The sequence below is a fragment of the Actinomyces haliotis genome, assembly GCF_015355765.1.
Lineage (GTDB): Bacteria > Actinomycetota > Actinomycetes > Actinomycetales > Actinomycetaceae > Actinomyces > Actinomyces haliotis.
In genome coordinates this window covers 279,069-292,108 of sequence record NZ_JACWNA010000001.1, presented here as the reverse complement: position 1 = coordinate 292,108, position 13,040 = coordinate 279,069, and the positions used below count along the sequence as shown (strand labels likewise).

The following is a 13,040-nucleotide window of genomic DNA, read 5'->3' as shown; positions in this document are numbered from 1 at the left end:
AGCACATGGACAAGACAGAGTTCAAGGCCTACAACGAGAAGATGAGGACCATCCCCTCCAAGAGGGGCGATCTTCAGATCGAGGCCGAGCAGTCCGTCGAGGGGCCCGGCTTCATGCTCACCAGCGTCGAGAAGCTGACGGGCCTCGCCCAGGCGCGCTCGCTGTGGCCGGTCACCATGGGTCTGGCCTGCTGCGCCATCGAGATGATGGGCACCGGCACGCCCCGCTTCGACATGTCCCGCTTCGGCTGGGAGGTCTTCCGCGCCTCGCCGCGCCACTCCGACGTCATGATCGTGTCCGGCCGCGTCTCCCACAAGATGGCCCCGGTCATCCGCAACGTCTACGACTCCATGCCCGAGCCCAAGTGGGTCATCTCCATGGGCGCCTGCGCCTCCTCGGGCGGCATCTTCAACAACTACGCCGTCATCCAGGGCTGCGACCACATCGTCCCGGTCGACATCTACCTGCCCGGCTGCCCGCCCCGTCCGGAGATGCTCATCAACGCGATGCTCGAGCTCACCCGCCAGATCGAGCGCCGCCCGATCTTCAAGCACCGCGAGGAGATCGCGCGCGCCGTCGAGGCCGCTGCCCTCGCCGCCACCCCCACCCACGAGATGAAGGGCCTGCTCGCATGAGTGAGAACACCCCCTCCTCCGACGTCGAGGCGCCCGAGGCCGCGGCGCCGGCCGTGCCCGAGGTCGCGGGCCGCGAGGTGCGCCCCGAGCTGCGCCTCGAGGTCATCGGCACGCACACGGGCCAGTTCGGCCAGTCCGACGCCGGCGACACCTCCGGCTACAACGGCACGACGAGCGTCGTCGCCCTCGCGCCCGCCGCGGTGCGCCCCTACGGCTCCTGGTTCGACGACGCCGTCGACGCCCTCGTCGAGGACCTCCAGGACGCCGGCGTCGAGCCCGCCGACGCGATCGAGAAGGTCGTCATCGAGCACGACGAGCTCACCCTCTTCATCACGCGCGAGCACCTCCTCGACGTCGTCCGCCCGCTGCGCGACGACCAGGACCTCCGCTTCGAGCTGTGCCTGGGCGTCTCCGGCGTCCACTACCCCGGCGACGCCGGCCGCGAGCTCCACGCCTGCTTCGAGCTCCTCTCGCTCACCCACGGCTCCCGCGCCATCCGCCTCGAGGTGACCTGCCCTGACTCCGACCCGCACGTGCCCTCCATCGTCTCCGTCTACCCCGGCGACGACTGGCACGAGCGCGAGACCTGGGACCTCATGGGCATCGTCTTCGACGGCCACCCCAACCTCACCCGCTCCGCCATGCCCGACGACTGGGTCGGCCACCCGCAGCGCAAGGACTACCCGCTCGGCGGCATCCCCGTCGAGTACAAGGGCGCCACCACCCCGCCCGCCGACACCCGGAGGTCGTACCGCTGATGAGCACCGCCAGCAGCACCCAGTTCCACGCCACCGGCCCCGCCACCGACGCGCTCGCCGAGGGCGCCCCCCAGTGGACCGCCGAGGGCGGCGACTGGGACGAGATCGCGGCCGAGATCGCCGCGCGCGACGAGCAGGACCGCCTCGAGCACGACCGCATCGTCGTCAACATGGGGCCCGTCCACCCCTCCACCCACGGCGTCCTCCGCCTCGTCCTCGAGACCGACGGTGAGAAGGTCACCGAGGTCCGCGTCGGCACCGGCTACCTCCACACGGGCATCGAGAAGAACATGGAGTACCGCACCTGGACCCAGGGCGAGACCTTCGTGACCCGCATGGACTACGTGGCCCCCTTCTTCCAGGAGGTCGGCTACGCCCTCGCCGTCGAGAAGCTCCTCGGCATCACCGACGACGTGCCCGAGAAGGCCACCGTCGTGCGCGTCATCCTCATGGAGCTCAACCGCATCGCCTCGCACGTCATCGCCATCGGCACCGGCGGCAACGAGATGGGCGGCACCACGCTCATGACGATCGCCTTCCGCTGCCGCGAGAACATCCTGCGTGCCTTCGAGATGGTCTCCGGCCTGCGCATGAACCACGCCTACGTCCGACCGGGCGGCCTCGCCCAGGACGTCCCGGCCGAGTTCAGCGAGTTCGTCCGCTCCGTCATGCCGGACATCAAGAACGACGTCAAGGAGCTCGGCGAGCTGCTGCTCGAGAACCCGATCCTCAAGTCCCGCTTCATCGGCGTCGGCGAGATCACCCTCTCCGCAGGCATGGCCCTGGGCCTCACCGGCCCCTGCATCAAGGCTGCCGGCTACCCGCTCGACCTGCGCAGGACCCGCCCGTACTGCGGCTACGAGACCTACGACTTCGACGTCCCCGTCTACGACCGCTCCGACGTCTACAACCGACTGCGCGTGCGCTTCGACGAGTGCTACCAGTCGCTCAAGATCGTCTCCCAGGCCCTCGACCGCCTCGACGAGATCACCGCCCGCGGCGACGATCCGTCCAACAGCCACATGGTCGCCGACCCGACCATCGCCTGGCCCGCCCAGATGGCCATCGCCACCGACGGCCAGGGCCAGTCCCTGGAGCACGTCCGCGAGATCATGGGCACCTCGATGGAGTCCCTCATCCACCACTTCAAGCTGGTGACGCAGGGCTTCCGCGTCCCGGCCGGCCAGGTCTACGAGAGCATCGAGCACGCCAAGGGCGTCCTGGGCGTCCACGCCGTGTCCGACGGCGGGACGCGCCCCTACCGGGTCCACTTCCGCGACCCCTCCTACTCCAACCTGCAGTCGCTGGCCATGATGGGGGAGGGCGGCATGATCGCCGACCTCGTCCCGTCGCTGGCGTCGATCGACCCCGTCCTGGGAGGCGTGGACCGCTGATGACCGCCGAGAACACCCCCACCGCGGGCCGCCACGCGGCCACCGCGCCGGTCACGGCCTCCGGCTACGAGCCCGAGGTCGAGGCGCGCCTGCGCGAGGACATCGCCCAGATCCGGTCCCGTTACCCCGAGGGCCATGAGCGCAGCGCCCTCATCCCGATGCTGCACCTCGTCCAGAGCGTCGACGGCTACGTCGCGCCCCGCGGCATCGCCATCTGCGCGGAGTCCCTCGGGCTGACCCGCTCCGAGGTCTCCGCCGTCGCGACCTTCTACAGCCAGTTCCGCCGGCACCCCGCCGGCGAGTACCACGTCGGCGTGTGCACCAACGCCCTGTGCGGCGTCATGGGCGGCGACGAGGTCTGGAAGGCCGTCGCGGAGCACACCGGCCTCGGCAACGACGAGACCAGCGAGGACGGCGTCATCAGCCTCGAGCGCATCGAGTGCAACGCCGCCTGCGACTACGCCCCCGTCGTCATGGTCAACTGGGAGTTCTTCGACAACCAGACCCCGGCCAGCGCCGTCGACCTCATCGACCGCCTCCGTCGCGGCGAGGACGTCGTCCCCACGCGCGGCCCCGAGACCCTTCCCACCTTCCGCGAGAACTCCCGCGTCCTCGCGGGCTTCGAGGACGGCCGCGCCGACGAGGGCGGCCGCCCCGGTGACCCGAGCCTCCTCGGTCTGCGCATCGCGCGCGAGAACGGCTGGACCGCCCCCAAGGAGGAGACCAAGTGAGCGAGAACGCCACGGACACCGAGCCCCAGGGGCCGGTCTTCACCACCCCGGGCACCCTCACGCCCGTCCTCACCGACATCTGGGACAAGGACCGCTCCTGGTCCCTGGACACCTACCGCGCCAACGGCGGCTACCAGGGCCTCGCCAAGGCCAAGGAGATGAGCCGCGAGGACCTCGTGGGCCTCGTCAAGGCCTCCAACCTCCGCGGACGCGGCGGCGCCGGCTTCCCCACCGGCCTCAAGTGGTCCTTCCTGCCGCCCGACGACGGCAAGCCCCGCTACCTCGTCGTCAACGCCGACGAGTCCGAGCCGGGCACCTGCAAGGACATGCCGACCATCATGTTCAACCCGCAGGCCCTCATCGAGGGCGTCGCGATCACCTCGCGCGCCATCGGCGGCGACCACGCCTTCATCTTCCTGCGCGGCGAGGCCGTCCACGTCTACCGCCGTCTCCTCCACGCAGTGACCGAGGCGGAGCAGGCGGGCCTGCTGTCCACCGGCTTCGGCCTCGACGGCACGAAGCCGCTGCGCATCACCGCCCACGCCGGCGCCGGCGCCTACATCTGCGGTGAGGAGACCGCGCTCCTCGACTCCCTCGAGGGCCGCCGCGGCCACCCGCGCCTCAAGCCCCCGTTCCCGGCCGTCGCCGGTCTCTACGCCCGCCCGACGGTCGTCAACAACGTCGAGACCATCGCCTCCGTGCCGGGTGTCCTCGCCCGCGGCGCCGAGTGGTACTCCTCGATGGGCACCGAGAAGTCGAAGGGCCACGGCATCTTCTCCGTCTCGGGCCACGTCGTGAACCCGGGGCAGTTCGAGGCTCCCTTCGGCATCACCATGCGCGAGCTCATCGAGATGGCCGGCGGAGTGCGCCCGGGCCACGAGCTCAAGTTCTGGGTCCCCGGAGGCTCCTCCGTGCCGATCTTCGGTCCCGAGGAGCTCGACGTCCCCCTCGACTACGAGTCAGTCGGTGCAGCCGGCTCCATGCTCGGCACGCGCGCCCTCCAGGTCTTCGACGAGACCGTCTCCGTGGTCCGCGTCGTCTCGCGGTGGACGGAGTTCTACCAGCACGAGTCCTGCGGCAAGTGCACCCCGTGCCGCGAGGGCACCTACTGGATGCGCCAGATCATGGAGCGCCTCGAGGCCGGCAAGGGCCTGCCCGGGGACGTCGACAAGCTCGACGACATCGCCTCCAACATCGCGGGCCGCTCCTTCTGCGCCCTCGGCGACGCCGCGGCGACGCCGGTGCGCTCCGGCATCAAGCGCTTCCGCAGCGAGTTCGAGGCCGGGTACACGACCCCTGCCGCCGAGCTCTTCCCCCACGCCGCCTCCTCCATCGTTGAAAGCGCACGGTGACACATGACTGACATGGTCAACATGACGATCGACGGCATGCCCGTCGAGGTCGAGAAGGGCACCCTCCTCATCCGCGCCGCGGAGAAGGTCGGCGTCCGCATCCCGCGCTTCTGCGACCACCCCCTCCTCGCGCCTTCGGCCAACTGCCGCCAGTGCCTCGTCGAGGTCGCCATGCCGGGCCGCGACGGCGTCGTCCGTCCCATGCCCAAGCCCCAGCCGTCCTGCGCCATGACGGCCATGGAGGGGATGGAGATCAAGACGCAGGCCACCAGCCCCGTCGCCGCCAAGGCGCAGGACGGCACGATGGAGTTCCTGCTCATCAACCACCCGCTCGACTGCCCCGTCTGCGACAAGGGCGGCGAGTGCCCCCTGCAGAACCAGGCCCTCGAGCTCATGGCCTCGGGCGCGCAGAGCGTCACCCGCTTCACGGACGTCAAGCGCACCTTCCCCAAGCCGCTGCGCCTGACGAGCAACATCCTCCTCGACCGCGACCGCTGCATCCTGTGCCAGCGCTGCGTGCGCTTCGCCGACCAGATCGCCGGCGACCCGTTCATCGCGCTCCAGGGCCGCGGCGGCGGCCACGTCGGCGGGCACGTCGACGGCGGCCTCTACGGCGAGCAGATCGGCCGCTTCGACTCCACGGTCCTCGACTTCTTCGACCCCGAGGGCATCGCCGGGATCTCGACCCAGACGATCCGCGGCGGCGACTACCTCGCCCCCGACGCCGGGCTCGCGGGCCCGTCCGGTGAGGCGGGCGTCGCCGCCGGCACCGTTGTCGGCTCCGCGGCCGGTGACGTGCGCGAGGACCTCGACCTGTCCGGCCGCCCCTTCGCCTCCTACTTCTCCGGCAACATCATCCAGATCTGCCCCGTGGGCGCCCTCACCAGCGCCCGCTACCGCTTCCGCGCCCGTCCGATGGACCTCGTCTCCACCGACTCCGTCACCGAGCAGGACGCATCCGGCTCCGCGATCCGCGTCGACATGCGCCGCGGCGTCGTGCTGCGCCGCCTCGCCGGCAACGACCCCGAGGTCAACGAGGAGTGGATCACCGACAAGGACCGCTTCGGCTTCGCCTGGTCCAGCCTTGACGACCGCCTTACGGTTCCGCTCGTACGCGACGAGGAGTCCGGCGAGCTCGTCCCGACCTCCTGGTCCGACGCCCTCGACGTCGCCGCCCAGGGTCTCGCCAAGGCCCAGTCCGACGGCGGTGTCGGCCTCCTCCCCGGCGGTCGACTCACCCTCGAGGACGCCTGGTCATGGTCCCGCTTCGCCCGCACGGTCCTCGGCACCAACGACATCGACCAGCGCGTCCGCGACCACAGCGCCGAGGAGGAGTCCTTCCTCGCCAAGCGCGTCGCCGGCACGGGGCTCGGCGCGGTCACCTACAGCAGCCTGGAGAAGGCCGGCCAGGTCCTTCTCGTCGCCCTCGAGCCCGAGGACGAGTGCGGCTCCCTCTTCCTGCGCCTGCGCAAGGGCGTGCGCGCCGGCGGCGTCAAGGTCGCCACCGTGGCCACGGTCGCCTCCAACGGCTCCCGCAAGCTCGGCGCCGACACCATCCTCGCCGCCCCTGGCGACGAGGCCCGCGCCGTCGCGCTCCTGTCCCAGAGCCATCCCGAGCTCGTCGAGGCCCTCAAGGGCGACGGCGCCACCATCCTCGTCGGTGAGCGCGCCGCCTCCGTCCCCGGTCTCCTCTCCGTCGTCGACGCCCTCGCCACCGGCACCGGAGCCCGCCTCGCCTGGGTGCCGCGCCGCTCCGGTGAGCGCGGCGGCATCGAGGCCGGCCTGCTGCCGAGCCTGCTGCCCGGCGGCCGCCCGGTCACCGACGACGCGGCTCGCGCCGAGGTCCAGGACGCCTGGGGCATCGAGACCACCGGCCTCCACCAGCGCCCGGCCCTTCCCGCGACCGCCGGTCGCGACACCACCGCGATCCTCAACGCCCTCGCCGACGGCGAGCTCGGCGGCCTGGTCGTCGGTGGCGTCGACGTGCGCGACTTCTCCGACCCGGGCCTGGCCCGCACGGCCCTGGCCTCCTCCGGCTTCACCGTGCAGCTCGAGGTCCGCCGCTCGGAGGTCTCCGAGCACGCCGACGTCGTCCTCCCGGTCGCCCCCGCCGTCGAGAAGAACGGCACCTTCGTCAACTGGGAGGGTCGCGTCCGCCCCTTCGGCCAGGCCCACGTCTCGCGGGCCCGCACCGACCGCCAGGTCCTCGGCATGCTGGCCGCGGAGATGGGCGTCGACCTCGGTGTCGACGACCTCGAGACCCTCCACGCCGAGCTCGCGGGCCTCGGCCTGTACGCCGGCCAGCGCGGCGAGGTCTCCTTCACGGAGGCCGAGGCCTCCGGCCCCGAGACCGGCGACGACGTGCCCGAGACCCTCTCCACGGTCTCCGGCCTCGACGCCGTCCTCTCTACCCACAAGCCGATGCTCGACGCCGGGCGTCTTCAGGACGGGGAGGCCTTCCTCGCCGCCACCGCGCTGCGCCCGATCGCCCGCCTCGGCGCTGACCTCGCCGCCCGTCTCTCGGTCACCCCGGGAGAGCCGGTCGAGGTGAGTACCCCCACCGGCTCCATCACGCTGCCCGCCATCATCGGCGGCGTCGCGGACGGGACGGTGTGGCTCCCTGAGTGCTCGGCCGGTTCGACCGTCCACCAGACCCTCGGCGCCGGCCACGGCGCCCACGTCAGCCTGTCGCTCGCCCTCACGAACAGCTCGGAGGTGGTCCGGTGAGCACCGCGACTCTTCTACACGCCGGCCTCGGCTCGGCGCTCCCCGCGATCGGGGGAGTGACGGCCGACTTCAGCCAGACGACCTGGTGGCTCTCGCTCATCAAGGCCGTCTTCATCATGCTGTTCCTCATCCTCAGCGTCATCATGGCCATCTGGGCCGAGCGCCGAGTGCTGGGGCGCATGCAGACCCGCCCGGGCCCCAACGTGAACGGCTTCCTCGGCATCCCGCAGCTCATCGCGGACGCCACGAAGCTCATCATGAAGGAGGACATCTGGCACAAGGGGGCCGAGACCTTCATCTTCCTGCTCGGCCCGATCATCACGGCCTTCGCGTCCTTCATGATCTACGCGGTCATCCCCTTCGGGCCCGAGGTCAGCATGTTCGGCCACGTGACGCCGCTGCAGCTGACCGACTTTTCGGTCGCGGTCCTCTACGTCCTGGCCATCACCGGCTTCGGCGTCTACGGCCTCATCCTCGGCGGCTGGTCGACCCACTCGACCTACCCGCTGCTCGGCGCCGTCCGCTCCGCCGCCCAGGTGATCTCCTACGAGCTCTCCATGAGCATGTCGATCCTCACCGTGTTCCTCGCCGCGGGCACGATGTCCACCTCGGGCATCGTCACCTCGCAGGAGCGCATCTGGTGGTGCCTCGCCATGATCCCGAGCTTCCTCATCTACGTCGTCTCCATGGTCGGGGAGGTCAACCGTCTGCCCTTCGACCTCCCCGAGGCCGAGGGCGAGCTCGTCGCCGGCCACATGACCGAGTACTCCTCGATGAAGTTCGCCTGGTACTACCTCGGCGAGTACATCAACATGTTCAACGTCTCGGCCATGTGCACCACCCTCTTCCTGGGCGGCTGGCGCTCCTGGATCCTCGGGTCCTTCTGGGACGGCTTCAACCACGGCTGGTGGCCGATGCTCTGGTTCATCGCCAAGGTCTGGCTGTGCATGTTCTTCATGATCTGGACCCGAGGCACCCTGGTCCGTATCCGCTACGACCACTTCATGCAGCTCGGCTGGAAGTTCCTCATCCCGGTCTCGCTCGCCTGGTTCGTGCTCGTCGCCCTCGTCCAGGGCTACCGCTCCTTCTCGGGCGGCTCCTCCCGGGGCCTCCTCCTCATCCTCGGCGCGGTCTTCCTCGTCGCCATGCTCCTGCTGCTCCTCGTCCCGGAGCGCGGGGAAGACGACGAGACCTCGACCGCCACCGCGGGCACCGACGCCGACGGCGACCTGCTCGTCCCCGGCGAGGAGCTCGACGCCACCGCGGGCGGCTTCCCCGTCCCGCCCCTGCCGGGCCAGCAGCTCCCGCTGTCCCCGCGCGCCCGCCGCGCCGCTGCGGCCGGGGCCCACCGCCCCGTGCTCGCCGGCGCCCAGTCCACCCCCGACTCCGTGACGAACGTCCAGGAGGGATCCGATGACTGACCAGACCCACGACCGCCCCGCGCCCGGCGCGGGCGGTGCCCACGCCGCGGGCTCAGCGCCCCGCAACGGGGGTGACCACGACAAGTGGCTGGCCGACGAGCCCTCCGCCATCGGCCGCTTCTTCGCCCCCGTCGCCGGCTACGGCGTGACGATCTCCTCGATGTTCCGGCCCACGGTCACCGAGCAGTACCCGTTCATCCGCCCGGTGCTCATGCCGCGCTACCACGGCCGCCACCAACTGAACCGCTACGCGGACGGGCTCGAGAAGTGCATCGGCTGCGAGCTGTGCGCGTGGGCCTGCCCGGCAGACGCCATCTACGTCGAGGCCGCCTCCAACGCCCCCGGCGCGCAGTACTCGCCCGGTGAGCGTTACGGCCGCGTGTACCAGATCAACTACCTGCGCTGCATCTTCTGCGGCATGTGCATCGAGGCGTGCCCGACGCGCGCCCTCACCATGACGCACGAGATCGACGAGCTGGTCGGCCCCAACCGCACCGGCCTCATCTACGAGAAGCAGGACCTCCTCGCCCCCGTGCCCGACGGCGCGCTGGCCGCCCCGCACCCGATGGTCGAGGGCACCGAGGACGGCGACTACTACCGCGAGGCCGTCACCGGCGTCACGCAGACGCAGGTCGACTGGGTCCGCGCCAACCGCCCCGACGACCCCACGCTCTCATCCGCGCGCCCCGTCGCGGCGGTCGCGAAGGAGGCCGTGCGGTGAACGCCCTCGTCCCCTCCCTTCTCCCTGCGAACCTCAACTCCGTCGGCGACATGGGCTCCGGCGAGACCGTCCTCTTCGCGATCGTCGCCCTCGTGTGCGTCGCGTGCGGCTTCGGCCTGCTCACCGCGCACCGCGCGGTCTCCGCCGCCGTCAACATGATCGCGATCATGGTCAGCCTGGCGATCCTCTACATCGCCAACGAGTCGCCCTTCCTCGGCATCACCCAGATGGTCGTCTACACCGGCGCCGTCATGACCCTGGTGCTGTTCGTCATCATGCTGGTCGGCGTCGGCGGAGACGAGCCCGTCTCCGCCGCCGGCGGTGCCGCCGGCAAGGGGGTCATCGCCCTCCTGGGCGTCGGCCTCGTCGCCGTTCTCACCGCCGTCGTCTGGCGCACCGCCTTCCCGAGCGCCGCCGGCCTCCAGAACGGCGACTCCGCGACTCCTGCGGACCTCGCCGGTGTGCTCTTCGGCGACCACGTCGTCACCATGGAGCTCACGGGCTTCCTCCTCATCATCGCGGCGCTCGGTGCGCTGACCCTCACGCACCGCGAGCGCGTGCGCGCCAAGGTCACGCAGCAGTCGACCATGGACGACAAGATGCGGGCCTACGCCTCCAAGGGTGTCCACCCCGGTCAGAAGCCCATGCCCGGTGTCTACGCCTCGACCAACACCGCCGCCGCCCCCGCCCTCGAGGCCTCTGGCGACGCCGTCGAGGAGTCGATCCCGCGCGTCCTGCGCGTCCGCGGCCAGGGCCTCTCGCTCGCCGACGTCTCCCCGGAGTACGCCGCCGCCCAGCGCGAGGGCCGCGTCCGCGCCCGCGAGGACACCAACCCGGCCCGCTCCGGCATGCCCGCCATGCCCGGTGCCGCCGCCCCCGCCGTCGTCCAGCCGATGGCCCCCGCTCCCGCCCCGGCGGTCGAGCCGGCTCCGGCCGGCGAGTCCCAGGAGAAGGAGGAGGAGAAGTGAGTCTCCCCGTCACTGCCTACGTCGTCCTCGCCGGGGTGCTGTTCACCCTCGGGGCGCTCACGGTGCTCCTGCGCCGCAACGCGATCATCGAGCTCATGGGCGTCGAGCTCATGCTCAACGCCGTCAACCTCGTCCTCGTCACCTTCTCGCGGATGTACGGCGACCTCACGGGGCAGGTCTTCGCCTTCTTCGTCATGGTCGTCGCCGCCGCCGAGGTCGTCGTGGGCCTGAGCATCGTGGTGTCCATCTTCAAATCCCGCAGGTCCACGTCGGTCGACGACGAGAACCTGCTCTGTCTCTGAGAGGACCGCCCCAGATGACCACCGCTCCTCTCCTCCTCGCCGCCCAGTCCGTCGTCGGCGCCGCCGCCCCGGCCACGGGGCTGGCCTCCTACGCCTGGCTCCTCATCGCCGTCCCGCTCCTGAGCGCCGGATTCCTCCTCGTCGCCGGCCGCGCCACGGACAAGTGGGGCCACTGGCTCGGCCTGCTGGCCGCCCTCTTTGACGCCTGCCTCGGCATCGGCATCCTGTGCCAAATCCTCTCCCTCGACGCGGGGGAGCGGACGATGGGCGTCGACCTGTGGCACTGGTTCGGCTCGGGCTCCCTGAGCGTCGACGCCGGCCTCCGGGTCGACCCGCTGTCCCTCACCTTCGTCACGCTGGTGACCTTCGTCGGCTTCCTCATCCACCTCTACTCGGTGGCCTACATGGAGCACGACCGCGACCGCCGTCGCTTCTTCGCCTACCTCAACCTCTTCGTCGCCGCGATGCTGACCCTCGTGCTCGGCAGCTCCTACGTGGTGCTCTTCGTCGGCTGGGAGGGCGTGGGCCTCGCCTCGTACCTCCTCATCGGCTTCTGGAACACCGCCGACGCCGACGACCCCCAGGCCGCCCAGGCCAAGAGCCGCGAGAACGCCACGGCCGCGAAGAAGGCCTTCATCATGAACCGCGTCGGCGACGTCGGCCTCCTCCTCGCCATGATGGCGATGGTCTCCCAGGTCGGCTCGGTCGCCTTCGACAAGGTCCTCCCCGCCGCACAGTCCGGCTCGGTCTCCACCGGCTGGCTCACCGCGATGGGCTTCTTCCTCCTCCTGGCCGCATGCGGCAAGTCCGCGCAGTTCCCGCTGCAGGCGTGGCTCGGCGACGCGATGGCCGGCCCGACGCCGGTCTCCGCCCTCATCCACGCCGCGACGATGGTCACCGCGGGCGTCTACCTCATGGTCCGCTCCGGCGCGATCTTCGAGGGCGCCCCGCACGCCCAGCTCGCCGTCGCAGTCATCGGCACGATCACCCTCGTCCTCGGAGCCGTCATCGGCTCCGCCAAGGACGACATGAAGAAGGTCCTCGCCGCCTCCACCATGAGCCAGATCGGCTACATGATGCTCGGCGCCGGCCTCGGCCCCATCGGCTACGCCTTCGCGATCTTCCACCTGCTCACCCACGGCTTCTTCAAGGCCCAGCTGTTCCTCGGAGCGGGCTCGGTCATGCACGCCATGAGCGACCAGGTCGACATGCGCCGCTTCGGCGACCTCAAGCGCGTCATGAAGGTCACCTGGATCACGATGGGCATCGCCTGGCTCGCCATCCTCGGCGTGCCGCCCTTCTCGGGCTTCTGGTCGAAGGACAAGATCATCGAGGCCGCCTTCATCGGCGACGGCGCGAAGCCGTGGATCCTCGGCACGATCGCGATGCTGGCCGCCGGCCTCACCGCCTTCTACATGTCGCGCCTCTTCTTCATGATCTTCCACGGCAAGGCCCGCTGGACCACGGAGCGCGACGTCGAGGGCCCCGTGCACCCGCACGAGTCCGGCCCCCTGATGACGATCCCGCTCATCGTCCTGTCGATCTTCTCGATCGGCCTGGGCGGCGTCCTCAGCATCAACAGCGCCTTCGTCACCTGGCTCGAGCCCGTCACGGGCCACGCCGAGCACGGCGAGCCGGTCCTCCCGGCGGGCGTCATCATGGGCCTCACGCTCGTCCTGGTCATCGTCGGCGTCCTCGTCGCGTGGGCCATGTACGTGCGCAACGACGTCCCCACGGTCGTCCAGCCCTCCAACGTCCTGGTCGAGGCCGCGCGCCGCGACATGTACCAGGACCCCATCAACGAGGCGGTCGCCATGCGTCCCGGCCAGGGGCTCGTCATCGCCGCCAGCGCGTCGGACCACTACGTGGTCGACGGCGCCGTCGAGGGACTCGCCAAGGGCACGGCCGGGCTCGGCTCGGTCCTGCGCCGCACCGAGAACGGGTTCGTCCGCTCCTACGCCGGCTACATGCTCGGCGGAACGGTCCTCGCCCTCATCGCCGTCCTGGCCAGCAGGTTCTGAGAGGACACGA

At 70.7% G+C, this 13,040-nt stretch carries 11 protein-coding genes; all 11 read left to right on the top strand.

Going from position 1 to position 13,040, the window contains the following annotated elements; all coding sequences use genetic code 11:
- Positions 1–5: 5 nt before the first annotated feature.
- Genes IXW69_RS01145 through nuoL form a run of 11 tightly spaced genes read left to right on the top strand, consistent with a single transcriptional unit; the run spans position 6 to position 13,030 of the window.
- Positions 6–635, top strand: coding sequence for an NADH-quinone oxidoreductase subunit B (locus IXW69_RS01145; RefSeq protein ID WP_194784542.1), 630 nt, complete (start codon positions 6–8; stop codon positions 633–635).
- Entirely contained in the window at positions 632–1,393 is a 762-nt protein-coding gene (locus tag IXW69_RS01140; RefSeq protein WP_194784541.1) for an NADH-quinone oxidoreductase subunit C, read from the top strand. The genes IXW69_RS01145 and IXW69_RS01140 overlap by 4 nt, the downstream gene beginning before the upstream one ends.
- Positions 1,393–2,787, top strand: a complete 1,395-nt coding sequence (locus tag IXW69_RS01135) for an NADH-quinone oxidoreductase subunit D (protein ID WP_194784540.1) — start codon at positions 1,393–1,395, stop codon at positions 2,785–2,787. The genes IXW69_RS01140 and IXW69_RS01135 overlap by 1 nt, the downstream gene beginning before the upstream one ends.
- Positions 2,787–3,518 (top strand): NADH-quinone oxidoreductase subunit NuoE, encoded by a 732-nt coding sequence (nuoE, locus tag IXW69_RS01130; protein WP_194784539.1) that lies wholly within the window; start codon positions 2,787–2,789, stop codon positions 3,516–3,518. The genes IXW69_RS01135 and nuoE overlap by 1 nt, the downstream gene beginning before the upstream one ends.
- Complete coding sequence (nuoF, locus tag IXW69_RS01125; RefSeq protein WP_194784538.1) at positions 3,515–4,870, top strand: NADH-quinone oxidoreductase subunit NuoF; 1,356 nt, start codon at positions 3,515–3,517, stop codon at positions 4,868–4,870. Before nuoE ends, nuoF begins: the two co-directional genes overlap by 4 nt.
- A gap of 3 nt (positions 4,871–4,873) precedes the next feature.
- The gene (locus IXW69_RS01120) at positions 4,874–7,597 is read left to right on the top strand and encodes an NADH-quinone oxidoreductase subunit G (RefSeq protein WP_194784537.1); all 2,724 of its coding nucleotides are present in this window, start codon (positions 4,874–4,876) and stop codon (positions 7,595–7,597) included.
- Positions 7,594–9,018, top strand: coding sequence for an NADH-quinone oxidoreductase subunit NuoH (nuoH, locus tag IXW69_RS01115; RefSeq protein ID WP_194784536.1), 1,425 nt, complete (start codon positions 7,594–7,596; stop codon positions 9,016–9,018). Before IXW69_RS01120 ends, nuoH begins: the two co-directional genes overlap by 4 nt.
- The gene (gene nuoI, locus IXW69_RS01110; RefSeq protein WP_194784535.1) at positions 9,011–9,739 is read left to right on the top strand and encodes an NADH-quinone oxidoreductase subunit NuoI; all 729 of its coding nucleotides are present in this window, start codon (positions 9,011–9,013) and stop codon (positions 9,737–9,739) included. Before nuoH ends, nuoI begins: the two co-directional genes overlap by 8 nt.
- Positions 9,736–10,707, top strand: coding sequence for an NADH-quinone oxidoreductase subunit J (locus IXW69_RS01105; protein ID WP_407646504.1), 972 nt, complete (start codon positions 9,736–9,738; stop codon positions 10,705–10,707). Before nuoI ends, IXW69_RS01105 begins: the two co-directional genes overlap by 4 nt.
- A complete protein-coding gene (gene nuoK / locus IXW69_RS01100; protein WP_194784534.1) occupies positions 10,704–11,009 on the top strand; it encodes an NADH-quinone oxidoreductase subunit NuoK in 306 nt (101 codons plus the stop codon). Before IXW69_RS01105 ends, nuoK begins: the two co-directional genes overlap by 4 nt.
- 14 nt (positions 11,010–11,023) lie before the next feature.
- Positions 11,024–13,030: an NADH-quinone oxidoreductase subunit L gene (gene nuoL / locus IXW69_RS01095; protein ID WP_194784533.1), complete on the top strand. Its 2,007-nt coding sequence runs from the start codon at positions 11,024–11,026 to the stop codon at positions 13,028–13,030.
- Positions 13,031–13,040 lie beyond the last annotated feature (10 nt).

Excerpts from the sequence above, each read along its gene's own strand:
- IXW69_RS01145 (WP_194784542.1), top strand. The coding sequence starts at position 6 with ATGGACAAGACAGAGTTCAAGGCCTACAACGAGAAGATGAGGACCATC.
- IXW69_RS01140 (WP_194784541.1), top strand. The coding sequence starts at position 632 with ATGAGTGAGAACACCCCCTCCTCCGACGTCGAGGCGCCCGAGGCCGCG.
- nuoE (WP_194784539.1), top strand. The coding sequence starts at position 2,787 with ATGACCGCCGAGAACACCCCCACCGCGGGCCGCCACGCGGCCACCGCG.
- nuoI (WP_194784535.1), top strand. The coding sequence starts at position 9,011 with ATGACTGACCAGACCCACGACCGCCCCGCGCCCGGCGCGGGCGGTGCC.
- IXW69_RS01135 (WP_194784540.1), top strand. The coding sequence starts at position 1,393 with ATGAGCACCGCCAGCAGCACCCAGTTCCACGCCACCGGCCCCGCCACC.
- IXW69_RS01120 (WP_194784537.1), top strand. The coding sequence starts at position 4,874 with ATGACTGACATGGTCAACATGACGATCGACGGCATGCCCGTCGAGGTC.
- nuoL (WP_194784533.1), top strand. The coding sequence starts at position 11,024 with ATGACCACCGCTCCTCTCCTCCTCGCCGCCCAGTCCGTCGTCGGCGCC.